This is a genomic window from Erythrobacter sp. W36 (genome assembly GCF_057364935.1).
In genome coordinates, this window is record NZ_CP200281.1 from 3040597 (window position 1) to 3064778 (window position 24182).

Below are 24182 nucleotides of genomic sequence, written 5' to 3' on the forward strand. Positions count from 1 at the left end.
GTTAAGATTAACCAGGATCGCCTAAATTAGCGCTGAGGGCATTTGCTGGCTGGCGCAGTGAAATCCGCCGCCGCCAGCGAGCACGGCATCCGCTGGAAGGCCGATGGTGTGACGATCCGGAAACAGAGCAGCGATCGCCGCGACGCCCGCCGCATCGTGCACTGAGCCAAAGGTCGGCACCGCCACCAGATGTGTGGTGATTGCGAAATTCACATAGCTCGCCGGTTCCACCTCGCCATTGCGCTGGATCAGGCCAGGTGAAGGGATGGTCACCACCTCTACCCCGAATGCTTCGCCGCGCCGCTTTGCATCTGCATAGATCGCTGCATTGGGATCATTTTCGCCAGTCGCCTCAGGAACAACGAGCAGGCCAGGACCGACAAAGCGCGCCAGATTGTCGACATGGCCGTCCGTGTGGTCATTGATGAGGCCATCGCCAAGCCACAGCACCTGGTCAAAGCCGAGCGTGCGTTTCAGCTCCGCCTCGATCACGGCGCGCGACATGCCCGGATTGCGGTTTGGATTGAGAAGGCATTGCTCGGTCACCGCGCACAATCCGGTGCCATCGCCATCAACCGCGCCGCCCTCCAATATCATTTGCGAGGTTTCGAGCGGCAAACCCGCGTCGCGCGCCAATTGCGCGCCAATGCTCTCATCGCCCGCCATCTCATATTTGCCGCCCCAGCCATTGAAGCCAAATCGGCGCGCGGCGCGCTTGCCATTGTCGGATACAATCAGCGGCCCGGTGTCGTGCAACCAAATATCGCCGTAGACCCGCCGCTCCAGCGTAACTGCTTCGCTCACCAGAGCGCGGGCGCGGGCTTCATTGGCTTCATCGCGCACGAGCAGACGCACGGCCTGACCGCTGTCAGCGACAGCATTGGCAAAGGCCGCGATTTGCTCCTGCGCCGCCTCAAGAAAGCCTGGCCATTCCTCGGCCAAATGCGGAAAGCCGATCCACAACCAATCCTGCGGCGCCCATTCAGGAGGCATCAGGACGGTCATGAACCGGCTTTCAATTCGTCAGCTAAACGGATGCTGGATCAGCAGCCCGTCTCGGCGCTGGCGCAGCTTTCGTCACGGGCGGCTTTGAACTCATCGCCCTCGTTCCAATTCGGCCAGCTGCTGCTTTCTGCCATCATCCGGCCAATGCGATAGAACAATTGCAAATCGCTCATCACGCCGGACCAGTCCCACTCTTCGTTGAACTCGTCCTTTGGCCCGTGATAGCGATTGTCGCGGTAATCCTTGGACACTGCTGCGCCTGCATCGCGTCCACCCTCGACCAGATCTTGCCCGCCATTGATGTAGAGCATTGGCACGCCCTGCTTGGCAAAGGCGAAGTGATCAGAGCGGTAGTAATAGCCGACCTCTGGGTTTGGATTGGGTGTCATGGTGCGGCCATCGGCCTCCAGCGCGCCCATCATGAAGGCATCAAGCTGAGACTTGCCGGGGCCAACCACGGTCACGTCTTTCGCTGGGCCAGCCACTTGGAAGGCGTCCATGTTGATCCCGCCAACCGTCTGATCGAGCGGGAACACTGGGTTTGCGGCATAGTAATACGCGCCGAGCAGGCCGGATTCCTCAGCCGTTACGGCCAGGAACACGAGGCTGCGCTTAGGTGCGCCAGCTTTCGCATGAGCCTCTGCCAAGGCCACCAGAGCCGCAGTGCCGGTCGCATTGTCGACTGCTCCGTTGCAAATGTCATCGCCATCGGGCGCTGCTTTACAGCGGCCAAGGTGATCCCAGTGCGCGGTGTGGATCACATATTCGCCCGGCGCTTCGCTGCCCGGCAAAATGCCGATCACATTTTGCGATTGGAACGTGCGAATGTCATTTTCAAAGCTGGTAGAGGCGGACATGCCTAGTTCAACCGCTTCAAATTCTTCCGTTTTCGCCGCCGCTGTCAGCGCATCGAGATCCTGCCCTGCTGCCGCCAGCAATTCGCGGGCTGCCTCTTTCTGGATCCAGCCGTTCATCGTGGTGAGCGGTGGCGGATTGTCTCCGCGAGCAGGATAGGCTTGCGGGCCGGACCAGCTGCTTTCCACCACGTTCCAGCCATAGCTTGCCGGTTCGGTGTCGTGGACAATCAAAACGCCTGCTGCGCCTTGGCGCGCGGCCTCTTCATATTTGTAGGTCCAGCGGCCATAAAATGTCATCGCGCGGCCGTTGAATTTCCCTTCAAGGCCGGATGTTTCATAGTCAGGGTCATTGACCAGCACGACCACGGTCTTGCCTGTGACATCGACGCCTTCGTAATCGTTCCAATCACGCTCTGGCGCGTTGATGCCGTATCCGACGAACACCATTTCGCTGTTGGCCAGCTGCGTTTGCGCATCTTCGCGGTAGGTCACGCCGACCCATTCGCTGCCGAAATCATAGACCAGATCGGTCTCGCCATTGGTGATGGTGAGCGGCGCAAAGTTCTTGCCAGTGATTTCCACCAGCGGCACTTCTTGCACCCAGCTCTCGCCATTGCCGGGCTGAAGGCCAGCGGCCTCAAACCGTTCGGTCAGCAAAGCAACAGTCAGTTCCTCGCCCTTGGTGCCGGGCATGCGGCCTTCAAACTCATCGCTGGAAAGCGTGCGCGTGATGTCGACCATTGTCTCTTCAGACAGCTCGCCTGCCGCGACTTCTGGAATGTCCAAAGCATCCGCGCCAGCGTCGCCGCCGAGCGAGCTCATCGCATCGCATGCCGTCAGCGCAAGTGCGCAAGCGGCCAATCCGCCAAGCTTCAATGCTTGTTTGATCATTGTCGGTGATTCCTCTCATCCAAAATCATTGCGCGCACCTTTTGCAGAGCGGAGCGCGGCCCGCAAGGCGGATTGATGGCCAGGGCGCTTGCGAGACAAGCACTGCCGCGCCATGGAGGCGGAGATGGCGCAGGCAAATTCGCATGACTGGGATGGAGCACTGGCGCGGGCGCGGGCCGAGGCGCCGTTTCTGGCGCGCGGACTGGAGCGGATGCCGCCGCTCGCCGAATTGCTGGGCAGCGGAGATGCCAAGGGCGCTCTCGCATGGGCCAAATCCGCTGGTGATGGCGTAGATGACTTGGGCGCAGCTTTGCGGCGAGAGCGTATTGCCCTGTCAGTGGCGCTCGGCGTTGGCGATCTGGCCGGAGCCTTCTCGCTCACCCGCGTGATGCAGGAGCTGTCCGATTGCGCCGACCGCGCGCTCGACCGCGCGACTGCCCATGTCATTGCGGAGCGCACCGATGGCGAAGCGGCGCGAGGGCTCTATGCCTTAGCGCTGGGCAAGCAGGGCGCGAGGGAGCTCAATTACTCCTCCGACATCGATCCAATCCTGCTTTACGATCCAGAAACGCTGCCGCGCCGCGCCAAGGATGAGCCGGGCGAAGCAGCAGCGCGCTATGCGCGTCAGATTGTGCAATTGCTGTCCGAAAACACCGCCGATGGCTTTGCCTTTCGGGTCGATCTGCGGCTGCGGCCTGCCAGCGAAGTAAGCCCGCTGGCCGTGTCTGAAGGCGCGGCCCTCTCGCATTATGAAAGCGCCGCATTGGCTTGGGAGCGGGCGGCCTTTATCCGCTCGCGCGCCTGCGCCGGCGATATTGCCGCCGGAGAGGCGTTTCTGCAGCGGATCCAGCCCTTCGTATGGCGCTCGAGTCTGGATTTTGGCGCGATTGAAGAAATCCGCCAGCTCACAGCGCAAATTCGAGCCAATCATGATGGTCCGCGCCGCCCTGGCCCCGGGTTTGATGTGAAGCGCGGGCGCGGCGGCATTCGCGAGATCGAGTTCTTCGCGCAAACCCACCAGCTTATTCACGGTGGGCGCGATCCCAGCCTACGGGTGAAGGGGACGCGTGCGGCGCTCGATGCTTTGGTGGCGGCTGGGCGCGTGGATGGCGGTGAGGCGGACCTGCTAGGCACGACCTATGACAGGCTGCGCGTGATTGAGCACCGCTTGCAAATGGTGAACGATCGCCAGACGCATATCCTACCAGAATGCGAAGCGCTCGATGCGGTGGCCCGGCTTGACGGTTTGGCAGATGGCGCGGCGCTGATTGCAGAGCTGGACAGCCTGACGCAGGCGGCAGGCGCGGTATATGACAAGCTTATCGGCGATGATGTCAGTGCCTCTCCGCCCGTGCCGGAGCCGCCGCAAGCTGAGGCACTGACCGAGCAATTGAGCAATCTGGGCTTTGCTGAGCCGGATGCGCTGGCGGCTCGGATCAAGGGGTGGCGCGAGGGGCGCTATCAATGTCTGCGCACCCCGCAAGCGCTCGCGGCGTTTGATGCGCTGCTGCCGGAATTGATCGCTGCTTTCGCTGGGGCGGATGATCCGGACCGCGCGCTGACCCGGTGGGAGAGTGTGCTTGCCAATGCGCCTTCTGCGATCAATCTGTTTCACTTGCTGTCCGCGCGCCCTGCGCTGCTCGCGCAATTGGTGGGTGCGCTCACATTGTCGCCAATGCTGGCCGACGAGCTTGGCCGCCGCCCGGAATTGCTCGACATTCTGATCGATGAGAGCGCGTTGGAACTGCCCGGTTCTGCTTCTGAAATCTCCGAAGATATGCGGCGGATCGCCGCCCGCGACGATTATGAGGCGCAATTGGACGCCATTCGCGTGGTCACTGGTGAGCAGCGCTTTGCGCTCGGCGTTCAGCTGATTGAGGCGCTGAGCGATCCGATTGATATCGCCAGCGGCCTGTCTCGCGTGGCCGAGGCGGGGCTCACCGTGGCAGCGGCTGCGGCCGCGCACGAGTTTGAGCGTGTGCACGGACAAATCACAGGCAGCGAGGTCTGCGTGCTTGGTCTGGGCAGATTTGGCGGCGGGGCGCTGACCCATGCCTCTGACCTAGATATTATCTATCTGTTTTCAGGCGATTTTGACGCGCAGTCCGATGGCGAGCGCTCGCTTGGCGCAACGCTTTATTACAACCGCTTGGCAAGCCGTATTAGCGCAGCTTTATCTGTCCCTACAGCGCAAGGCGCGCTCTATGAAGTCGACACCCGGCTGCGTCCGCAAGGGAACCAGGGCCCGCTCGCAGTATCGCTTGAGGCCTTCGCCAAATATCAGCGCGAGGCGGCCTGGACCTGGGAGCATATGGCGCTGGCAAGAGCGAGGGTTTTGATCGGGTCGGAGGAGGCGAGCGGCCAGCTCAACGAAATCATCACCGGGGTTCTGTGCAAGCCTCGCGATCCGGCGGAATTGCGAACCAATGTGCTGACCATGCGCAGCGAAATGGCGCAGCATAAGCCCGCTCGCGGACCGCTTGATGTGAAGCTGCTGCGCGGCGGCTTGGTTGATTTTGAGTTCCTCATCCACTTCCTGCAATTGCGTGATGGCAAGGGGCTCGATCCAGACCTGGGCACGGCCATTCCGATGCTGGTGGAAGAGGGTGCTTTGCCGCAGCCGCTGATCGCGGCCTATGACTTGATGACCCGCATATTGGTCGCCGGGCGATTGCTTGCGCCCGATGGCAAGGAGCCTCCGTCTGCCGCCGCCGACGCGCTGGCGCGGGCCTGTAAGGCGCAGAATTACAAAGGCCTCTTGCGCAGCCTCACCGAGGCGCGGCATGAGGTCGCGAAAGCTTGGGAGACGATTCTCGAGCACCAATTGGAGATTGACGAATGAGCGATTTTGCAAGCGTTGGTGACGCCCTACCCGATATTGAAATGGGTACCCCTGATGGCGGCACGGTGAAGCCATCGGATTTCCATGGTAAAAAGCTGGTGCTGTTCTTCTATCCCAAGGACAACACACCGGGCTGCACCACCGAGGCAAAGGACTTCACTTCGCTCAAAAGCGAATTTGATGCGGCGGGAACTCAGCTGCTTGGTGTCAGCAAGGACAGCGCGAAGAAGCACCAGAACTTCATCGCCAAGCATGATCTCACGACCCCTCTCGCGACCGATGCGGAAGAGGGTGGATTGTCCGATGCGCTCGGCGTTTGGACTGAGAAACAGATGTACGGCAAGACCTATATGGGCATGGTCCGGACCACCTATCTGGTCGGCGCAAACGGCAAGATTGCGCAGGTCTGGAACAAGGTGAAGGTCAAAGGCCACGCTGAAGAAGTGCTGGCCGCCGCAAAGGCGCTCTAAGCCAAAATGCCAACGCCAATGCCATCCTTGGCCTCTGCCATTCGCGGCGCATTGCTGACCGCTGATCCGCGCGCAAAATGCTTTGCGACGCGCGACGTCGTGCGCCGCTGGAACAAGGGCGCGCTTGCATGGCAGTTTGACGTCACGATGCCAGATGAGCCCGGGCGGCCCAGCGCGCCGGAGCTGTTGGCGCCAAGCCAAATGCCCAAACGCGGCAAAGGCGGATCAGAGCGCGGCCGGATCGCCTTGTGGCACAGCCTAGCGCACATAGAGTTCGTCGCGATCGATCTCGCGCTCGACATGGCAGGGCGCTTTGGCGAACAGATGGGCGAGGAATTCGTCTCTGACTTCTTGAGCGTTGCCGCCGATGAGGCGATGCATTTCGCTTTGCTCGACCGCAAGCTCAAGACGCTGGGTAGCTATTACGGCGCGCTGCTCGGCTCATGGCGGATTGTGGCAAGCTGCGGACGAAACCAAGCATGATGTCCTGGCCCGTCTCGCGATTGTGCCTATGGTGCTGGAGGCGCGCGGATTGGACGTCACGCCAGCAACCTTGGAACGGGTTCGGGCAGCGGGCGATGAGAATGGCGCAAAAATTTTGACGCGAATCCTTGACGACGAAATTCGCCATGTCGCGTTTGGCACCAAACACTTTATCGCATTGGCCGATAAGGCGCAGGAATCACCCGAATCCACGTGGAAAAGGTTAGTAAAAACTTACTTTCGGGGGGCCGTTAAGCCGCCATTTAACGACTCAGCCCGTCTTGCAGCCGGTTTATCGCGGGAGTTCTACAGTTAAGTTGCTCTTTAAGATTTGAGCCCGAATAAGTCCTCTCGACACGAAATCGGGCGACATTTCGCCGAAATTTAGGGCATCATTTGATGACAACGCTTACGAAGCGTCACATTGCTAAAGCTGCTTTGAGCGCATTTGGCTTGGCGGCAATCGCCGCTGCAGCGCCAGCTTCAGCTAACAGTTCAGCTAACGCTGCTGTTGATATTAGCGAACCGATCCGCGCGGCTCAGGATGACAATCTGACGAGCGGCGACGTGCAGTTCCGCCAGCTGTTCGCCAATTGGCAAGCGCTCGATAGCGCCGGGCCAAACGCTCCAACCGAGCAGCCCAGCATCGCTATCCCGTCACGCATGCCTTTGGACGGTTTCAAACTGACCAGCGGTTACGGCATGCGCAATCACCCGGTGCTGCGCCAACGCCGCGCGCACAAAGGCGTCGATCTTGCTGCGCCAACGGGCACCCCAATTTTCGCAACCGCTGACGGTATCGTTGGCAAGGCGCAGTGGTTCTCCAGCTACGGTCTTTACATCCGCATCGATCACGGCGCTGACCTTGAAACGCGCTATGCTCACATGTCGAAACTGGCGGTTGCCGCTGGTGAGCGCGTGAAAAAGGGCGACATCATCGGTTATGTCGGCTCAACCGGCCGCTCCACTGGTCCGCACCTTCATTATGAAGTCCGGATCGACGGGGTTGCGGTCAATCCTATTCCCTATATGGTAGAGACACAGGCGCAGCAGCAGTTCGACCGCCAAGCCGTCCTTGAAGGACGCGGCGGCGAATAAGCCCTTAGCGGTTTAGCGCGCTTTTGAGAGTTTCCCCGCTGAACGCGGGATCGAACATTGGAGAGGGTGTTCGAGCATAGGCGGCGGGTTATCCCGCCGCCTTTTTTCTTGGCACGCTCCCGCTCGTTCAACGGCATCTAATTTTCTTCGAATTGACTTGCGGGCTGCGCCGCGCAGGCTAGGTTTCGCCTCGCAACTGACGGCCTCAATGCGCCGCATGGGAGAGATATCGATGAGCCTGCATCCAATTGCGCATGCGCAAAACCGCCCTGACCAAGCCGCCGTGATCATGGCGAGCAGCGGTGAGACGATGACCTATGGCGAGATGGAGGGCCAGGCCAACCAGTTTGCGCATTTGCTGCGCGCGCGCGGCGTGAACCCAGATCAAGCTTTCGCGGTTCTGCTGGAAAACCGGATGGAGTACTTCACCATCATCTGGGGTTCACAGCGCGCGGGCACGATGCTGGTGCCGATCTCTACCCGGCTGACAGGGCCAGAGATTGCCTATATTCTGAAGGACAGCGAGACCAAGCTGCTGATCACTTCAGGTGCATTCGCCGATGTGCTGGAGACAGTGCGAGCGGAATGCCCCGATCTCGACATGCTGATCATGGACAGCGGCGATGCGCAGGAATTCGGCGCGGCATTGAGCGCTCAAAGCACGGAGCCACTGGCTGAGCAAACCGCTGGTCTGGTGATGCTGTACTCCAGCGGCACGACCGGACGGCCGAAAGGCGTGCGACCCGCGCCGCCAGAAGATCCCGATCCGCAGGCGCCCAACCCGCTCATGGCGCTGGGTATGATGGGCGCTGGCATGCCGGCAGATGGCTCTATGATCTATCTCTCGCCCGCGCCGCTTTATCACGCCGCGCCCATTGGCTGGTGCTCGACAGTCCACCGGCTCGGCGGAACGATCGTCTTGATGGAGAAGTTCGATCCGGAAAATGCGCTCGCTGCGATCGAGAAATACAAGGTCACTGACAGCCAATGGGTGCCGACCCATTTTGTCCGTTTCCTGAAATTGGATGAGCAGACGCGCTCGAAATACGACCTCTCCAGCCACCAGCGCGCACTGCATGCCGCCGCCCCGTGCCCTGTGCCGATTAAGCGGGAAATGATCGAATGGTGGGGACCGATCGTGAATGAGTATTACGCTGGCAGCGAAGGCATCGGCATGACCTTGGTGAAGGCGCCGGACTGGCTGACCCATCCGGGCAGCGTTGGCCGCGCGATCCATGGCAAGCTGCATGTCTGCGGCCCCGATGGCGAGGAAGTTGGTCCTGGCGAGGATGGCCTCATCTATTTTGAGAATGATATCCTGCCGACCTATCACAACGATCCTGACAAGACCGCTGAGGCGATGCATCCCAAAGGCTGGATGACATTGGCCGATATTGGCCATGTCGATGCAGACGGCTTTCTCTATCTGACAGACAGGAAGAGCCACATGATCATTTCTGGCGGGGTCAATATCTATCCGCAGGAGGTCGAAAACCTGCTGCAAACCCACGCCAAGGTGATGGATGCCGCGGTGATTGGCGCGCCCTGCCCGGATCTGGGCGAGAAGGTCGTTGCCGTGGTGCAGCCGGTGGATATGGGCGATGCTGGCGAAGAGCTAGAGGCGGAATTGCGCGAATTCCTCGCGCCCAACCTTGCGCGCATCAAAATGCCCAAGCTGTTCGATTTCCGCCCTGATCTGCCGCGCGAGGCCAATGGTAAGCTCTATAAGCGGGAGCTGCGCGATGAATATGAGGCCAAGGCAAAGGCGGGCGCGGCCTGATGGCGAGCGCCCCGGTGCTGGACGCGGAGCTCGCCCGCGCGGTTATTGACCCGGCGAGCTATGCGGAATGGGACAGCCTGCTCGACCGGTTCGATGCGATCCGGGCCGAATCTCCGGTGGCTTGGATCGAAGGGCAAGAAGGCTTTCACCGGCCATTTTGGCTGGTGACCAGCTATGATGCGGTGATGCAGGTGTCGAAAGACAATCAAACCTTCCTCAACAATCCGCAAACGGTGGTGTTCTCGCTTGATGAGGGGATCGAGTTTGCCAAGGCCATGACTGGCGGCAGCGAACATATGGTCGCCAGCCTCGTCACCTTCGATGCGCCGATCCACATGAAATACCGCAAGCTGACGCAGGAATGGTTCATGCCCAAGAACCTGCGAACGGTAGAGGCGGAGATCCGCAGCCTGGCCAAGCGGACGGTCGACCGGCTGATTGCGGCTGGACCAGAGGCTGACTTCGTAAAGCTCGTCTCCGCGCCCTATCCCCTGCATGTGGTGATGCAGATTCTCGGCGTGCCGGAAGAGGATGAGCCGCGCATGCTGATGCTGACCCAGCAGATGTTTGGCGGGCAGGATGATGATCTCAACCAGTCGGGCATGGCGAATATGACGCCGGAGCAGATCACGCAGCTGGTCGCGGGTGCGGTGAAGGATTTTGAGGCCTATTTTGCCGGGATTACTGCGCAGAAGCGGGCCAAGCCGACCAGTGATGTCGCGAGCGTGATCGCCAATGCGACGGTCGATGGCGCGCCGCTAAATGACCGCGATATGATGGGCTATTACATCATTCTGGCGGCTGCTGGACATGACACGACCAGCGCTTCAACGGCGGGCGCAATGATGGCGCTGGCCCATGATCCAGAGCAATTTGCGCGGGTAAAGGCGGACCGCAGCCTGCTGCCGGGGATCGTTGAGGAAGCGATTCGCTGGACCTCTCCAGTGCAGCATTTCATGCGCACAGCAGCCGAGGATGTGGAGCTGGGCGGGCAGACGATCTGCAAAGGGGATTGGCTGATGATCAACTATGTCGCGGCCAATCATGATCCAGCGCAGTTTCCTGAGCCTCGACGCTTTGATGCGGGCCGCTCGCCCAATCGGCATCTCGCCTTTGGCGCGGGCGCGCATCAATGCCTCGGCTTGCATCTCGCACGTCTTGAAATGCGCATTCTGTTTGAAGAATTGCTCGACCGGATTGAGAGTGTTGAGCCAGCAGGAGAGGCGAAACGCGCCAAGTCGACATTTGTTGGCGGTTTAAAGGCATTGCCACTGCGAATTGCAGCCACCTAATCCCTCGATATGGGGAGTATTTGCAATAAAACAAGGTCTGCATAACAATATCGATGGTATTGGCGCATTAATCGGGCTGTGTTTACGATTTTCCTGTTATTTGCTTGCAACATGTGTTAACACTGCGTTCATGGGAAAAACTTGGAACAGAGGCGTTGCTATTGGTGCAGCGACGGGCCGTTGAGCCTGCTTGAGACACACAACCTGCCATTTGCGATTGCACTAATGCTGCTCGCAATCATTGCCATCGCGCAAGTGGTGGGCGTGGCGGATATGTTTGATGGGACAGATGTCGATGTTGATTTAGACCTCGATGTTGATGTCGATGCTGACGGGATCGAAGCCATCACATCCGGCGGATTTATGGACGGATTGCTCAGCCTGCTTGGGTTTGGCCGAGTGCCTTTCCTGATCTGGCTCGCGGGCCTGCTGCTGGTCTTCGCGTCAATTGGCGTGATTGGTCAGTCCGTGATCGCGGGCTTGCTGGGCGCACCGCTGCCCGCATGGTTGGCCGCGCCGCTTGCCGGACTTGCCGCTGTGCCCACCAATGCTGCTTTCGTCAGACCCGTTGGGGCTCTGCTGCCCAAGGATGAGACGAGCGCGGTCGGGCTGAGCAGCTTGATTAGGCGCGATGCGATCATCCAGACGGGCACTGCGCGCGCCGGGTCACCTGCGCGGGCCAAAGTGCTTGATCGTTTCAAACAACCTCATTTTGTCATGGTTGAGCCCCATGATCCGAGCGCGGAATTGCGCGAAGGCGAAACAGTCCTGCTGGTGCGCCGCGAAGAAGGAACGTTCTTCGCCATTCGCTATGAAAACCGCTTGCTCGAGTTGAATTAGGCCCAGCCCAAAAATCGAAACCTCATAGGAGAGAAAATGCCAGAATTTTTAGACTTAGCGATACTGATAGGCGCAGGCCTGCTGTTCTTCATCATCGTAATCGGTTTCCTGATGCGGCTTTACCGCAGGGCGTCGAAGGAAATCGCCTTTGTGCGGACCGGTGTTGGCGGCGAGAAGGTCGTGATGAATGGCGGCGCGCTGGTGCTGCCGATTTTCCACGAGACCATGCCGGTCAATATGAACACTTTGGTGCTCGCCGTGGTTCGCCGCGATGGAGAGGCGCTGATCACGCTCGACCGCTTGCGGATTGATGTGAAGGCGGAATTCTACGTCCGCGTCCGTCCCGACTCCGAAGCGATCGCGATGGCCGCGCAGACCCTGGGTCAGCGCACGATGCAGCCAGAAATGCTCAAAGATCTCGTCGAGGGTAAATTCGTCGACGCGCTGCGCTCCGTTGCCGCGGGCATGAGCATGAACGAGCTGCACGAACAGCGTGCGGACTTCGTCCAGAAGGTGCAGCAAGTCTCCTCAAACGATCTGGCGATGAACGGTCTGGAACTCGAATCGGTCTCGCTTACCGGCCTTGACCAGACGAGCATTGAGCACTTCAACGCAAACAACGCGTTTGACGCGGAAGGTCTGACCAAGCTGACTGAGCAGATCGAAGCGCGCAAGAAACTGCGCAACGATATTGAGCAAGACACGCGGGTTCAGATGGAAACGAAGAACCTTGAGGCGGACGCCAAATCGTTCGAGATCGGCCGTGATCAGGAATACGCGCGGCTTGCTCAGGAACGCGAAGTTGAAGTGCGCCGCGCGGCTCAAATGGCGGAAATCGCCCGCGAGCAGGCAGAGCGCCAGCGCGAGGCCGATGCAGCGAAGATCGAAGCGAAAAAGCAGGTCGATGCGCAGCAGATTGAGGCGGATCGCTTGGTCGAGGAAGCCCGGATCGATCAGACCCGAGCGCTCGAGATTGCTCGCCAAGAGCAGCAGATCGCGGTTCAGAATAAGAGCCGTGAGGAAAGCCAGGCCAAAGCAGAGGCCGACGCGGCCCGCGCCAAAGCGGTGGCTGCTGAAGAGCAGGTTGCAACCTCTCGTGAAAGCGAGATTGCCGAACGTCAGAAGAAGATCGAACTGATCGAAGCGGCGAAAGTTGCTGAGCGCGAAGCGATTGGCATAAAGGTCGAGGCTGAAGCTGAGAAAGACGCGGCGACCAACCGCGCTGAAGCAGCTCGGCTTGAGGCGAAAGGTGACGCGGATGCTGAAATCCTGCGCGCCGAGGCTGACCGGGTCCGCTTTGAAGTCGAAGCAGCCGGTCAAGAAGCGATCAACGAGGCGGCCAATATCCTCTCAATGGATCAAATCAGCCTTCAGACCAAGCTGGCTCTGCTCAAAGTGCTGCCCGAGGTTATCCGTGAAAGCGCGAAACCTATGGAAGCGATCGACTCGATCAAGATCGTTCAGGTTGACGGGCTCACCAATGGCGGCTCTGGCAAAGGCGCAGCCAATGATGGCGGCGGCGCAGGTGGCGGTTCCGGCAACCTTGCCACCGATGCGGTCTCCGCCGCGCTCGCCTACCGCGCTCAGGCCCCAGTGCTTGACGGGCTGATGAAAGAGCTGGGGCTGAATGGCTCCTCACTCGGATCACTCGTCGAAGCGGCTGCGCAAGAGAGCGGCGACGAAGCGCTAACGCTGACCAAGGTTCTCAGCGATGTTGAGAAGCAGGTTATCGAAGCAGAGGCGGATCACGGGCCAAGTTCGGAAGCCCCAGAAGCTGATGGTAGCGGCGCAAGCCCAGAGCCCGCTGAATAGTCTCGATCAGGAAGGCCTCGCGGTCTTCAATAGCTCACAACGCCTCCCGGTTGGCTTCACGCTGATCGGGAGGTTTTGTTTTGAGGCTCGATATTAGCGCAGCAAGCGCTCGGCCATAGCGCGCACTTCTGTGCCCATGTCCTCGCGTTCCAATGCGAGAGCCAGGGTCGCTTCGACAAAGCCCAATTTGCTGCCGCAATCATAGCGCTTACCGTCGAAGGTCACCGCATGGAAAGGCTGCGAGCCGATCATGCGCGCCATCGCATCGGTCAGCTGGATCTCTCCGCCTGCGCCTTTGCCCTGCGTCTCCAGCGTGCGCATCACCTCCGGTTGGAGAATGTAGCGGCCTGAGATGATCTTGTTCGACGGCGCTTCGTCAACCGGGGGTTTCTCAACCAAACCGCGCACTTCGGTCAAAGCCCCATTCTCCGCGCCCGGATCGATCACGCCGTAACTCGACACCTCGTCCTGAGGCACCTCCAGCACGCTGATCAGATTGCCGCCGGTCTTCTGATAGGCATCTACCATCTGCTTCATGCAGCCGCTGCCGCCTTGCTTGCCGATCATCAGCTCATCAGGGAGGAAGATCGCAAAGGGCTCATCACCGACAATCGCGCGCGCGCACCAGATCGCATGGCCAAGCCCCATCGGCACTTGCTGGCGAACGGTGATGATGTCGCCGGGGGTGGCGCGGGTCGGCTCCAGCACAGCCATATTCTTGCCGCGCTCGCTCATTGTGCTTTCGAGCTCATAGGCGACATCGAAATGCTCAACGATCGCGGTTTTGCCGCGGCCGGTGACGAAGATCATCTGCTCAATGCCCGCCTCGCGCGCCTCGTCCACCGCATATTGAATGAGCGGGCGATCAACGATGGGTAGCAATTCCTTCGGAATCGCTTTGGTCGCGGGCAGGAAGCGTGTGCCGAGGCCGGCAACGGGGAAAACCGCTTTCTTGATCGGCTTTGGCGCGGACGTGTTGAGATTGGTCATGGGCCAAGGGATACGGACGCATTGCGAGCCGCGTCAACTGGCGCGTGTATAGCGAGCGGAGATGCCGTTTGCGCGCCACGCGTTTTTGGCTAAGGCATGGCGATGGACAAATTGCTTATTCGGGGCGGCAATCGCCTTTCAGGAACTCTTCCGATCTCTGGCGCGAAGAACGCGGCGCTCACGCTGATACCGTGCGCTTTGCTGACCGAAGAGCCGATGACATTGCGCAATTTGCCGCGGCTTGCCGATATTGACGGGTTTCAGCATTTGATGGGGCAATTCGGTGTCTCGGTGAGCATTCAGGGCAAGCGTCCTGAGGATTTTGGACGTGTCGTCACCTTTGAGGCTCAGCGCCTGACCTCAAATGTCGCGCCTTATGATTTGGTCCGCAAAATGCGCGCCTCGATTCTTGTGCTCGGGCCAATGCTCGCGCGCGCGGGTGAGGCGACCGTCTCAATGCCGGGCGGCTGCGCAATCGGCAATCGCCCTATTGACCTGCACCTTAAGGCGCTCGAGGCGTTCGGCGCAGAGATTGAGCTGGCGCAGGGTTATGTCAAAGCGATTGCTCCTGATGGCGGATTGCCGGGCGGGGACTTTGACTTCCCAGTGGTGTCTGTCGGAGCGACAGAAAACGCATTGATGGCGGCGGTGCTCGCCAACGGCACGAGCCGATTGTTCAACGCCGCGCGCGAGCCAGAGATTGTCGACCTATGCAATCTGCTCACCGCGATGGGCGCAGAGATTGAAGGCATTGGCACATCTGATCTGACCATTCATGGCGTCAAACGCCTCAACGGCGCAACATATAAAGTGATGGCCGACCGGATCGAGGCAGGCTCCTATGCCTGTGCGGCGGCGATCACGGGCGGCGAAGTGCGGCTGGAAGGCGCCAATGCCAGCGAGATGACAGCGACCAATAACGCGCTGCGCAATATCGGGGTGGAGATCGAAGAGGACGCGCGCGGCATGACGGTGCGAGCCGATGGACCGCTGAAAGCCACTGACCTCACCACCGCGCCCTATCCCGGCCTCGCCACCGACATGCAGGCGCAATTGATGAGCCTGCTGTGCAAGGCGCATGGCACCAGCGTGCTCAAAGAAACGATCTTCGAAAACCGTTTCATGCACGTGCCAGAGCTGTCCCGGATGAGCGCGGATATCGCGACCGAGGGCCGCACCGCGATTGTAAAAGGCCCCTCAGAGCTGACCGGCGCAGAGGTGATGGCAACCGATCTGCGCGCATCGATGAGCCTGATTATCGCGGCGCTCGCAGCGGAAGGCGAGACGACAGTGCGCCGGATCTATCACCTTGATCGCGGCTATGAGCGGCTGGAGGAGAAGCTTCAGCTGGTCGGCGCCGACATTGAGCGGGTCGACGACTAACGGGCCTCGGAAAACTTGCACTGATCTCGATGAGTTCAACTCTGGTTCAACCAGATTGCGAGAATATCTGCCTCTGTTCTTCATGGAGATATGAGATGAAAGTTCGGTTGTGTGTCTTTGGAGGGGCAGCGGCTTTCCTCGTGTCTGTTGCGAGCCCTGCGTTTGCTGACGCGAATGACTATTACGAAAATCGCGCCAACAAGGTTGCTGATTGCGACAAAAAGCTCCGCGAGGCGCAAAGCAGGAGCGAATATTACGAGAAGGCGGCCGAATGCGACCGCGAGCTCGCAAAATTTGACCGAGAATGGGCAGATAAGCGCTATGAAGAGAGGCGAGAGCGGCGTGCCTATCGCCGTTACCGCTAAGCGCTAACTTTGTTTTGGTAGCTGGCTAACGTGTCAGTGCCTTGCGCTATACTCCACTCACCAACCAAATCCGGATCGCTCCGGCGAGGCCTGGCGGGGTCTCAGCCTTGATCCGCTCTTCGTCGATCCGCCCAACCAGCGCATTGATTGGAACCCCTTCTGCCTCCGCTGCACGGCGCAGCATGTCCCAGAACACCGGCTCCAGGCTGATCGAGGTCTTGTGCCCGGCGATCTCGACCGAGCGTTTGACCGGAGGGTGATAAGGTGTATCCGCCATAGCGCCGTCAGCGATAGCGCACCGACTGCGTGTTGCCCATTGGCGATTGACGTGCGCCGGGCGATCTGGTGCTCTCGGCCCGCAATTTGGAGGGTAAAATGGTCGAGATCGTCACGGGCGAAGATGGAGTGGCGCGTTGCGGATGGTCGAGCGCAACACCGCAATATCAGCAGTACCACGACAGCGAATGGGGCTATCCGGTTGGCGATGATCGCCGCTTGTTTGAGAAGATCTGCCTGGAAGGATTCCAATCGGGTCTGAGCTGGCGGACGATCCTGGAAAAGCGTGAGAACTTTCGCGCTGCTTTCCATGATTTCGACTTTCACAAAGTGGCTGATTTTCACGAAGATGATGTCGAGCGCTTGCTGGAAGACGCAGGCATTATCCGCCACCGCGGCAAGATCGAGGCGACGATCAACAATGCCCGCCGCGCGATTGAAATGGTCGAAGACGAAGGCTCTCTGGCCGCTTTTTTCTGGCGATATGAGCCGCGCGAGCGCCTATGGGATGGCAAGCACATGCCAGGCTTTACCGAGGCATCCACGGCCCTTTCGAAAGATCTGAAGAAGCGCGGATGGAAGTTTGTCGGTCCGACCACAGCCTATGCCTTCATGCAGGCGATGGGTCTGGTGAATGACCACGCCCCGGGCTGCGCGGCGCGGGACAAAGTGGAGGCTGCGCGCGCAAAGTTTCGCCTGAAGTAGTGGGCCCTGCAAATCCGCTCATGGTCCCCGGTGGGCTTCCCATCTCGCGCCAGCGCGCTAAGTCTTAATGCGCACAAGGTCGGATAAGGGGATTGCTGATGGCTGATCGCAAAGGGGTGATCACGAAGGGCGCAAAGGAGATCGCAAAAGGCTTGAGCGATACCGGCCGCTTGCGCGAATCCGAATATCGCGCCTCGGTTGATGCGCTCAACTTGTTTTTCGGTGCCATTGTTGGCGTCAATTTTGCCGGACTGACCGATCTGAGCTCGGCCGACTACGCCATTCTGCTGTTCATTACCGCCACCTTGATCGGGTTCATCCTGATGGTCTCCAAGACCACGCGGCGGATCTGGTTGGCCGTACAATTGACGATCTTCATGGCTGGATATGCGTGGCTGGGCCTGGTCGAAAGGGCGATCGAGGGCGTGGACGAGAAACTCGTGATTACCTTGGCTGTTTGGACAGGTGCGGCGCTGCTCGGCGAGTTCACCCCCAGAGACCCCGATCCCGAACCGGACGCCTGACCCAATCCGACCTCAATACATATGCTGGCCGCCGTTGATGCTCATGGTGGAGCCGGTCATGAATGCGCCATTGTCGGAGGTGAAGAAGGCTACGCCGCGCGCGATTTCTTCTGCTTGACCCAGGCGGCCCACGGGGATCTTGGCGACGATCTTCTCCAGCACCGGTTCCGGCACGGCGGCGACCATATCGGTGTCGATATAGCCGGGCGCGATGGCGTTAACAGTCACGCCGAATTTGGCGCCTTCCTGTGCGAGCGCTTTAGTGAAGCCGTGAATGCCCGATTTTGCGGCGGCGTAGTTTACCTGGCCGTATTGGTAAGCCTGCCCGTTGATGGAGCCAATATTGACGATCCGCCCCCAGCTGCGCTCGCGCATGCTGGGGAAGGTCGCTTTCGCCATGTTGAAGCAGCCGCCCAGATTGACGCGCATAACATCGTTCCAATCGTCGAAGCTCATCTTGTGCAACGTGCCATCTCGCGTGATGCCGGCATTGTTGACGACGATATCGACCGGCCCGTGCTCTTTGGCCACTTTGGCGCAGCCTTCGAGGCAGGCTTCGTGATCGCCCACATCCCATTTCATCGACGGGATGCCGGTTGCCTCAGTAAAGGCCCGGGCGCTTTCATCATTGCCGCCGTAATTGGCGATGACAGTGTGGCCTTGGCGCTTGAGGCGCTGGCAGATGGCCTCTCCGATGCCGCGCGTGCCCCCGGTGACGATTGCTACTTTGCTCATATGTCTGTCATCCCTGTGAGTCGTTTATCCTCCTCAGGGATAGGCTTGCCGTAGCGTCAGGCAACAAAAAACCCCGCGAAAGCGAGGTCTTGCATACGAATTTCCCTTACCCGAGCGAGCGGGAGGTGGATCAGAACTTAAACTGAGTTCCCACGTAAACGGCCTGATTGTCTTGATCGGCATTGGTCAGCGGATCCAAACGATCGCGCTCTTGCGACAGGCGTACGCTGCAGCGGTCACGTTGAGGTTGCGCGAAATCCGGTAAGCGCCGCCCACATCAAGGGTCTGCCGCTCAAGTGCACCCAGAGTGTTGGGCGAGCTGCCAGCGACACTGTCGCTTTCAAGCTCAATACGCGGCTGAAGACGGCTTGGCTTGTCCTTGGCGGTTGGGCCAGCAGGCTCAAACGTCGCAAGATCAGGCATCGACAGATTGCGAACCGTATCAGGCAGAGCAACTGGGCGTGCGAAACTATCATACCCGCGTGCAATGCCGAGATTGTAGCGGGTTGGCTGAACGGCTGCGATGCCGCCGCTAACGCCGGGCGCTGCGTCAATTGCAGAGCGCACGGAGATTGCTTCAGCGATATCGCTGTCCACTCGAACAGCGACTGTCACCGTGCGGTCACCATTGCCAGCGCTCGCGGCGCCCGCTGGGGTGAAGCGCATGCCATCGCCGCCAGCCTTGCTTGCGAACATCGCGGCAAGTTCTGGATCAACCGAGGCAGGCGTGAAAATATCGAGCGCTGAGCCTTCTAGTCCAGGCACGCTCTCTGTGAGGCTTACCAAAGCGAGACCCGTCGAAGGAACACCAAGCGCCAGCGCGCCAGCGGCAAGCATCAGCGGCAGCTTGCGCTGCGCCTTACTTCCAATCTGGTTAGCCTTGCCTGTCATGGCGTTCACTCAAATCCTTCGATCATTATCGTCCTGATCAAAGCATCCCCTGCCTGAACATTGGCTGAGTTTGCCCCAAAACGACTCGCCGCTTTTATGCAGCAGTAGGAATAGTAGAACCATGAGTCCTCACTAGGCAATCCTCCGGAGGCTGAATCCCGCCGAACCCTAGCGTTTTTGGCAAGACTCCGGCGAATCTGTTGCATTGTGCACACAATTGGATTTGCAGAATGTTTTTCCGTCCGATGCCGCAGTTCAGCCGCCATAAAGGCGCCTGCAGCGCTAGAATACGCGGATAATTGGCCCCGTCTGGCCGCGTGACCGCTTGCCGCGCTGGCACGCGAGGCTATAGAGACATTTGATGATGCAAAAGGAATTTACCGCTGTGACCCGCGCTCAAACTACGCTTTCTCGTTCGTTCCGCGTTCTGCTTGCTGGATTGGGAGCAGCTTCGCTTGCTGCATGTGGCGGCAGCGATCGGCCCAAAGCGGATATGGCCGCTTCGCAGGTCAATACGATTGGCGTCAATTCCTACCTGTGGCGCGCATCGCTCGAAACCGTCAGCTTCGCGCCGCTGCTTCAAGCGGACAGCGCGGGCGGCGTTATCGTCACCGATTGGTATGCGAACCCGAGCAATCCGAATGAGCGCGTGAAAGTAACCGTGACCATTCTCGATCAGGACTTGCGGGCCGACGCGCTTCGCGTTGCTGCCAGCCGCCAGGTCGCTCAGGGCGGCGGATGGGTCGATGCGCCGGTGCAGGCCGCGACCGTTCAGAAGCTGGAAGACATTATCCTGACGAAAGCGCGCGATCTGCGCCGCAAAGCTGTAGCCAGCTAAGCCAAATTTCCCTAGCGGGGTTTCATGACTGATACGCGTTTTGATCCGTCCAGTGCCGACGGGCGCTGGCAACGTGCGTGGAGCGAGGCGGGCACTTTTACCGCTGACAGCTCTTCGTCCAAGCCCAAGAGCTTCATCCTTGAGATGTTCCCCTATCCCTCGGGCCGCATCCACATGGGGCATGTGCGCAATTACACGATGGGCGATGTGCTGGCGCGCTATAAGAAAATGCGCGGACACGAAGTGCTTCACCCGATGGGGTGGGATGCATTCGGCATGCCGGCTGAAAACGCGGCGATGGAAAAGAAGGTCCATCCCGGTTCCTGGACGCGCGCCAATATCGAGGCGATGAAGGCGCAATTGCAGCGCATTGGCTTTGCGCTCGATTGGACGCGAGAGTTAGCGACCTGTGATCCAGAATATTACGGCCACGAACAATCGCTGTTCATAGATATGTATGAGGCCGGGCTGGTTTACCGCCGCAGCAGCGAGGTGAACTGGGATCCGGTCGACATGACCGTGCTCGCCAATGAGCAGGTGATCGATGGCAAGGGCTGGCGCAGCGGCGCCGAGGTTGAAAAGCGCAAGCTCGATCAGTGGTTTTTGAAGATCACTGATTTTGCTGGCGAACTGCTCGGTGGGCTGGGTGAGCTCAAAGATTGGCCAGAGAAGGTCCGGCTGATGCAGGAAAACTGGATCGGCAAATCCACCGGTCTTGAGTTTTCGTTTGAGCTTTCAAACGGCGATAAGCTGCCGGTCTATTCGACCCGTCCGGACACGATTTTCGGCGCGAGTTTCTGTGCGGTCGCAGCCGACCATCCGCTGGCGCAGCAGGTTGGCGCGAGCGATCCGGCGGCGGCGAGCTTCATTGAGGAATGCAAGCGCGGCGGGACGACCGCGGCGGAGCTCGAGACCGCTGAGAAGCTCGGCTTTGATACCGGCGTCACGGCAAAGCACCCATTTACGGGCGAGCCATTGCCGGTGTTCATCGCCAACTTCGTGCTGATGGATTACGGCACAGGCGCGGTGATGGGCGTGCCCGGCCATGACCAACGCGACTTTGAATTTGCAACCAAATACAAACTGCCAATCGCGCGCGTCGTCGCCAGCGATGTGAGCGAAGCGGATGCCCCATTGGAGGGCGAAGCGGCCACCGGCGACGGCGTGATCGTCAACTCCGATTTTCTCAATGGCATGAGCGTCGAAGATGCGAAGGCCGAGGTGAATTCCCGCGCTGAAGCGGACGGTTGGGGCGAAGGCACCACTGTCTGGCGGCTGCGCGATTGGGGCGTCTCTCGCCAACGTTATTGGGGCACGCCGATCCCCTTCATCCACTGCGAGACTTGCGGTGTTGTCCCCGTGCCGAAAGATCAGCTGCCGGTCACGCTGCCTGAGGATGTCGATTTTGAAACACCGGGCAACCCGCTGGAGCGCCATCCGACCTGGAGCAAAACGGCCTGCCCTAAATGCGGCGGCGATGCGCGGCGTGAGACCGATACGCTCGACACCTTCACCAATTCCTCGTGGTATTTCCTGCGCTTTGCCAGCCAGCCTGTGGATGCGCCCTTCGACGCGGACGAAGTCGCCAAATGGATGCCGGTGGAGCATTACATTGGCGGGATTGAGCACGCGATCCTGCACTTGCTCTATGCCCGCTTCTGGACCCGCGCTCTGAAGCATATCGGCAAGATCGATGTGGCGGAGCCCTTCGCTGCGCTCTTCACTCAGGGCATGGTAACGCATGAGACGTATAGTCTCGGCGATGGCAGCTGGCTGTCGCCTGATGAAGTACGCAAGGATGGGGCTGACTGGACCCGGATCGAAGATGGCGCGCCCGTTACCGCTGGCCGCGTCATCAAGATGTCCAAGTCGAAGAAGAACGTCGTCGACCCGGATGGGATCATCGATGAATATGGCGCGGACGCAGTGCGCTGGTTCATGCTGTCAGACAGCCCGCCAGAGCGCGATTTGCCGTGGTCAGAGGCCGGTATTGAAGGCTGCGGTCGGTTCGTTCAGCGGCTTTGGCGCTTGTTCGAAAGCCTCGATCCGGCCGCTTCAGGCGAAGACAAAGCGCTCGCTCGCAAGGCCCATCAGGCCATTGTTGCAGTCGCTGAAGACATTGAGGCGCTGAGCTTTAACAAAGCGGTGGCGCGTATTTACGAGCTTACCGGAGCGGCGGAAAAAGCAGCGCCCAGCGAAAGCCGCAATTTCGCGATCCGCACCATCTTGCATCTCGTCAGCCCGATGATGCCGCATTTGGCGGAAGAGATCTGGTCGAGGCAGAATGAAAGCGGGCTGATCGCCGATGCTGCTTGGCCAGCACACGATCCAGCGATGCTGGTCGAAGATGAAGTGACCATCGCGGTCCAGCACAAGGGCAAGCTACGCGATACCCTGACCGCGCCCAAAGGGGCTGCGAAAGAAGACCTCGAAGCGCTTGCGCTCGCGAGCGAGAAGGTCCAGCGTTCACTCGATGGAGCAGAGATACGCAAGGTGATCGTGGTGCCTGATAGACTGGTGAACATCGTTACGTGATGCGCCGCGCGCTTGCCTTGCTCGCGTGTTTCGCGCTGTCACCGGCTCTGGCGTCCTGCGGGCTGCAACCGCTCTACTCGGCCGATGGCACTAATGCCGGGGTGACCAATGGATTGGCCGCCGTCCAGATTCCGACCATTCCCGGGCGCGGTGGCTGGCTGCTGCGTGGAGCGTTGGAAGATCGCTTGCAAGTCTCAGGCGCTGTCGCCCCGCGCTACCGGCTCGATGTGAGGCTCGATGATGCGCTGGAAGCTCTGGGCGTACTAAATGATGACACCATCAGCCGCGAGCGCCGGATCCTGCGCGCGCGCTATCAATTGATCGACATCGCCAGCGGCGAAATCTTGCTTGATGCGACCGCCGGGGCCGACGCTGGTATCGATGTGGTCAGCTCCGAATATGCGACCATTGCGGCGGAGCAGACCGCGCTTGAAAACCTCTCCAAAGAGGTGGCGGATCGGATGGTGACCCAGATCGCCCTCACCCTGCGCACGCAAGCCAGCGCGGCGGACAGCGCGCCAGCGGGCCAATGAAGGCGACCCAGCGCGACTTTGCACGCGGCCTCCCCAGCGGCGCGGCCAATTGCTCCATCTTCTTTTTCTGCGGACCCGACGAAGCAGGGGCCTCTGCCGCAGCCACCAAAATCATCGAAGGCCTGCCCGATGCGGGCGAGCGGATCGAAATATCGGGCGGCGACCTCAAACGAGACCCGGCGATGCTGGGGGACGAGGCCCGATCTGGCTCCTTGTTCGGCGATAAGCGCCATTTGTTTGTCCGCGCCAATGGTGATGAAGCCCATGACGCGGTCAAAGCTCTGATTGAGACGACCGACGCGGGCGCAGGCGAGGCGGCTCCGGTGCTGATCGTCGCCACTTCCGCGACTGACAAAGCGCGCACGGCCAAGCTGATTGAGAAACGCAAGGACGGCATGGTCGCGATGTTCTGGCCGCCGGACCTGTCCTCCGTCGCGGTCTCTGTGCGGGCGATGGCTGATGCAGCAGGTCTACGACTGGGCGGCGATTTGGCCGAGCGGATTGCGCGCGCCGCGGGCCTCGATGTGCGGCTGGCGCAATCAGAAGTGACCAAGCTGGCGCTTTATTGCGGCGCTGATCCGCTGGAGCCCAAGACCGCCTTGATCGAGGATTACGGCGAGATTGGCGCAGCGACTGAGGAGGACGGTTTCCAACCGCTGGTCAATGCGGTGATGGGCGGCGAGCTGCCGCGGATCGACCGCGAAATCCGCCGGATGCGAGAGCTGGGCCTAAACCCGGTGGGTTTGCTGCTGGCGATTGAGCGGCGTGCGGCGCAATTGGCTCAGATCACCGCGAAGCTAGGCCCGCGCGGCTCGCTCGACAATCTGGGCAAGGGCGAAAAGGCGCAGCTCGGCATATTCTGGCGCGAGGAGCGCGACATTCGCCAGCAACTCACAAAATGGCATGCGCGCAAGCTCGACCGGCTGATCCCGCGCCTGATCGAGATGCACAGATCGCTGCTGTCGAACAGCCAAGCGGCGGAGATGCTGCTGGCCCAAGGACTGGCTGAAATCGCAAGATTTGCTGCCAAGCGTTAG

The 24182-nt window shown here is 59.9% G+C and carries 21 protein-coding genes and 1 pseudogene; 16 read left to right on the forward strand and 6 right to left on the reverse strand.

Features of this window, described 5'->3' with window-relative positions:
* Nucleotides 1-21: 21 nt before the first annotated feature.
* Nucleotides 22-1005, reverse strand: a complete 984-nt coding sequence (locus tag AC0V6U_RS14985) for an agmatine deiminase family protein (RefSeq protein WP_472643930.1) — start codon at nt 1003-1005, stop codon at nt 22-24.
* A gap of 38 nt (nt 1006-1043) precedes the next feature.
* Nucleotides 1044-2753 carry a M28 family metallopeptidase gene (locus AC0V6U_RS14990; RefSeq protein WP_472643931.1) on the reverse strand — a complete coding sequence of 570 codons (1710 nt, stop codon included), beginning with the start codon at nt 2751-2753 and terminating at the stop codon, nt 1044-1046.
* A 124-nt stretch (nt 2754-2877) separates the two neighbouring features.
* Between AC0V6U_RS14990 and glnE the strand changes: the two genes are divergently transcribed.
* The 8 genes and pseudogenes from glnE (at nt 2878) to AC0V6U_RS15030 (ending at nt 13370) form a co-directional block, all read left to right on the forward strand.
* Entirely contained in the window at nt 2878-5595 is a 2718-nt protein-coding gene (glnE, locus tag AC0V6U_RS14995) for a bifunctional [glutamate--ammonia ligase]-adenylyl-L-tyrosine phosphorylase/[glutamate--ammonia-ligase] adenylyltransferase (protein ID WP_472643932.1), read from the forward strand.
* Complete coding sequence (locus AC0V6U_RS15000) at nt 5592-6065, forward strand: peroxiredoxin (RefSeq protein WP_472643933.1); 474 nt, start codon at nt 5592-5594, stop codon at nt 6063-6065. The genes glnE and AC0V6U_RS15000 overlap by 4 nt, the downstream gene beginning before the upstream one ends.
* Nucleotides 6066-6083: 18 nt before the next feature.
* A pseudogene (locus tag AC0V6U_RS15005) lies at nt 6084-6864 on the forward strand (ferritin-like domain-containing protein).
* Nucleotides 6865-6947: 83 nt separating this feature from the next.
* Complete coding sequence (locus tag AC0V6U_RS15010) at nt 6948-7646, forward strand: M23 family metallopeptidase (protein WP_472643934.1); 699 nt, start codon at nt 6948-6950, stop codon at nt 7644-7646.
* A gap of 232 nt (nt 7647-7878) precedes the next feature.
* Complete coding sequence (locus AC0V6U_RS15015; RefSeq protein WP_472643935.1) at nt 7879-9426, forward strand: acyl-CoA synthetase; 1548 nt, start codon at nt 7879-7881, stop codon at nt 9424-9426.
* A complete protein-coding gene (locus AC0V6U_RS15020) occupies nt 9426-10718 on the forward strand; it encodes a cytochrome P450 (RefSeq protein WP_472643936.1) in 1293 nt (430 codons plus the stop codon). The genes AC0V6U_RS15015 and AC0V6U_RS15020 overlap by 1 nt, the downstream gene beginning before the upstream one ends.
* Before the next feature lie 141 nt (nt 10719-10859).
* Nucleotides 10860-11558 (forward strand): OB-fold-containig protein, encoded by a 699-nt coding sequence (locus tag AC0V6U_RS15025; RefSeq protein ID WP_472643937.1) that lies wholly within the window; start codon nt 10860-10862, stop codon nt 11556-11558.
* Nucleotides 11559-11594: 36 nt separating this feature from the next.
* Complete coding sequence (locus tag AC0V6U_RS15030; RefSeq protein WP_472643938.1) at nt 11595-13370, forward strand: flotillin family protein; 1776 nt, start codon at nt 11595-11597, stop codon at nt 13368-13370.
* A gap of 93 nt (nt 13371-13463) precedes the next feature.
* On the opposite strand, the gene galU is transcribed toward AC0V6U_RS15030, so the two are convergent.
* Complete coding sequence (gene galU, locus AC0V6U_RS15035; RefSeq protein WP_472643939.1) at nt 13464-14360, reverse strand: UTP--glucose-1-phosphate uridylyltransferase GalU; 897 nt, start codon at nt 14358-14360, stop codon at nt 13464-13466.
* Nucleotides 14361-14462: 102 nt separating this feature from the next.
* Between galU and murA the strand changes: the two genes are divergently transcribed.
* Complete coding sequence (gene murA, locus AC0V6U_RS15040) at nt 14463-15743, forward strand: UDP-N-acetylglucosamine 1-carboxyvinyltransferase (protein ID WP_472643940.1); 1281 nt, start codon at nt 14463-14465, stop codon at nt 15741-15743.
* 95 nt (nt 15744-15838) lie between these two features.
* Nucleotides 15839-16108, forward strand: a complete 270-nt coding sequence (locus AC0V6U_RS15045) for a hypothetical protein (RefSeq protein ID WP_472643941.1) — start codon at nt 15839-15841, stop codon at nt 16106-16108.
* 46 nt (nt 16109-16154) lie between these two features.
* Here AC0V6U_RS15045 and AC0V6U_RS15050 read toward each other — a convergent pair whose 3' ends face one another.
* Nucleotides 16155-16385: a ribbon-helix-helix domain-containing protein gene (locus tag AC0V6U_RS15050; RefSeq protein ID WP_472643942.1), complete on the reverse strand. Its 231-nt coding sequence runs from the start codon at nt 16383-16385 to the stop codon at nt 16155-16157.
* A 98-nt stretch (nt 16386-16483) separates the two neighbouring features.
* Between AC0V6U_RS15050 and AC0V6U_RS15055 the strand changes: the two genes are divergently transcribed.
* Together AC0V6U_RS15055 and AC0V6U_RS15060 are read left to right on the forward strand one after the other, a co-directional pair.
* Nucleotides 16484-17089: a DNA-3-methyladenine glycosylase I gene (locus AC0V6U_RS15055; RefSeq protein WP_472643943.1), complete on the forward strand. Its 606-nt coding sequence runs from the start codon at nt 16484-16486 to the stop codon at nt 17087-17089.
* Between the two features lie 92 nt (nt 17090-17181).
* Nucleotides 17182-17613 (forward strand): hypothetical protein, encoded by a 432-nt coding sequence (locus AC0V6U_RS15060; RefSeq protein WP_472643944.1) that lies wholly within the window; start codon nt 17182-17184, stop codon nt 17611-17613.
* A gap of 12 nt (nt 17614-17625) precedes the next feature.
* Here the strand turns inward: AC0V6U_RS15060 and phbB are convergent, their stop codons facing one another.
* Together phbB and AC0V6U_RS15070 are read right to left on the reverse strand one after the other, a co-directional pair.
* Nucleotides 17626-18348, reverse strand: coding sequence for an acetoacetyl-CoA reductase (gene phbB, locus AC0V6U_RS15065; RefSeq protein WP_472643945.1), 723 nt, complete (start codon nt 18346-18348; stop codon nt 17626-17628).
* A gap of 186 nt (nt 18349-18534) precedes the next feature.
* Complete coding sequence (locus AC0V6U_RS15070; protein WP_472643946.1) at nt 18535-19239, reverse strand: hypothetical protein; 705 nt, start codon at nt 19237-19239, stop codon at nt 18535-18537.
* A 361-nt stretch (nt 19240-19600) separates the two neighbouring features.
* Here AC0V6U_RS15070 and AC0V6U_RS15075 point away from each other — a divergent pair, with 361 nt between their 5' ends.
* From AC0V6U_RS15075 to holA, 4 genes are read left to right on the forward strand one after another with little or no spacing between them, the layout of a single operon-like run.
* Nucleotides 19601-20077: a DUF3576 domain-containing protein gene (locus AC0V6U_RS15075; RefSeq protein ID WP_472643947.1), complete on the forward strand. Its 477-nt coding sequence runs from the start codon at nt 19601-19603 to the stop codon at nt 20075-20077.
* A 24-nt stretch (nt 20078-20101) separates the two neighbouring features.
* Nucleotides 20102-22612, forward strand: coding sequence for a leucine--tRNA ligase (leuS, locus tag AC0V6U_RS15080; protein ID WP_472643948.1), 2511 nt, complete (start codon nt 20102-20104; stop codon nt 22610-22612).
* A complete protein-coding gene (gene lptE / locus AC0V6U_RS15085; RefSeq protein ID WP_472643949.1) occupies nt 22612-23145 on the forward strand; it encodes an LPS assembly lipoprotein LptE in 534 nt (177 codons plus the stop codon). The genes leuS and lptE overlap by 1 nt, the downstream gene beginning before the upstream one ends.
* Nucleotides 23142-24182 carry a DNA polymerase III subunit delta gene (holA, locus tag AC0V6U_RS15090; protein ID WP_472643950.1) on the forward strand — a complete coding sequence of 347 codons (1041 nt, stop codon included), beginning with the start codon at nt 23142-23144 and terminating at the stop codon, nt 24180-24182. Before lptE ends, holA begins: the two co-directional genes overlap by 4 nt.

Bases quoted from the DNA above. Each gene is read 5' to 3' on its own strand.
- AC0V6U_RS14985 (WP_472643930.1), bottom strand. From the start codon at position 1,005: ATGACCGTCCTGATGCCTCCTGAATGGGCGCCGCAGGATTGGTTGTGG.
- AC0V6U_RS14990 (WP_472643931.1), bottom strand. From the start codon at position 2,753: ATGATCAAACAAGCATTGAAGCTTGGCGGATTGGCCGCTTGCGCACTT.
- glnE (WP_472643932.1), top strand. From the start codon at position 2,878: ATGGCGCAGGCAAATTCGCATGACTGGGATGGAGCACTGGCGCGGGCG.
- AC0V6U_RS15000 (WP_472643933.1), top strand. From the start codon at position 5,592: ATGAGCGATTTTGCAAGCGTTGGTGACGCCCTACCCGATATTGAAATG.
- AC0V6U_RS15010 (WP_472643934.1), top strand. From the start codon at position 6,948: ATGACAACGCTTACGAAGCGTCACATTGCTAAAGCTGCTTTGAGCGCA.
- AC0V6U_RS15015 (WP_472643935.1), top strand. From the start codon at position 7,879: ATGAGCCTGCATCCAATTGCGCATGCGCAAAACCGCCCTGACCAAGCC.
- AC0V6U_RS15020 (WP_472643936.1), top strand. From the start codon at position 9,426: ATGGCGAGCGCCCCGGTGCTGGACGCGGAGCTCGCCCGCGCGGTTATT.
- AC0V6U_RS15030 (WP_472643938.1), top strand. From the start codon at position 11,595: ATGCCAGAATTTTTAGACTTAGCGATACTGATAGGCGCAGGCCTGCTG.
- galU (WP_472643939.1), bottom strand. From the start codon at position 14,360: ATGACCAATCTCAACACGTCCGCGCCAAAGCCGATCAAGAAAGCGGTT.
- murA (WP_472643940.1), top strand. From the start codon at position 14,463: ATGGACAAATTGCTTATTCGGGGCGGCAATCGCCTTTCAGGAACTCTT.
- AC0V6U_RS15045 (WP_472643941.1), top strand. From the start codon at position 15,839: ATGAAAGTTCGGTTGTGTGTCTTTGGAGGGGCAGCGGCTTTCCTCGTG.
- AC0V6U_RS15050 (WP_472643942.1), bottom strand. From the start codon at position 16,385: ATGGCGGATACACCTTATCACCCTCCGGTCAAACGCTCGGTCGAGATC.
- AC0V6U_RS15055 (WP_472643943.1), top strand. From the start codon at position 16,484: ATGGTCGAGATCGTCACGGGCGAAGATGGAGTGGCGCGTTGCGGATGG.
- phbB (WP_472643945.1), bottom strand. From the start codon at position 18,348: ATGAGCAAAGTAGCAATCGTCACCGGGGGCACGCGCGGCATCGGAGAG.
- AC0V6U_RS15070 (WP_472643946.1), bottom strand. From the start codon at position 19,239: ATGACAGGCAAGGCTAACCAGATTGGAAGTAAGGCGCAGCGCAAGCTG.
- AC0V6U_RS15075 (WP_472643947.1), top strand. From the start codon at position 19,601: ATGATGCAAAAGGAATTTACCGCTGTGACCCGCGCTCAAACTACGCTT.
- leuS (WP_472643948.1), top strand. From the start codon at position 20,102: ATGACTGATACGCGTTTTGATCCGTCCAGTGCCGACGGGCGCTGGCAA.
- lptE (WP_472643949.1), top strand. From the start codon at position 22,612: ATGCGCCGCGCGCTTGCCTTGCTCGCGTGTTTCGCGCTGTCACCGGCT.
- holA (WP_472643950.1), top strand. From the start codon at position 23,142: ATGAAGGCGACCCAGCGCGACTTTGCACGCGGCCTCCCCAGCGGCGCG.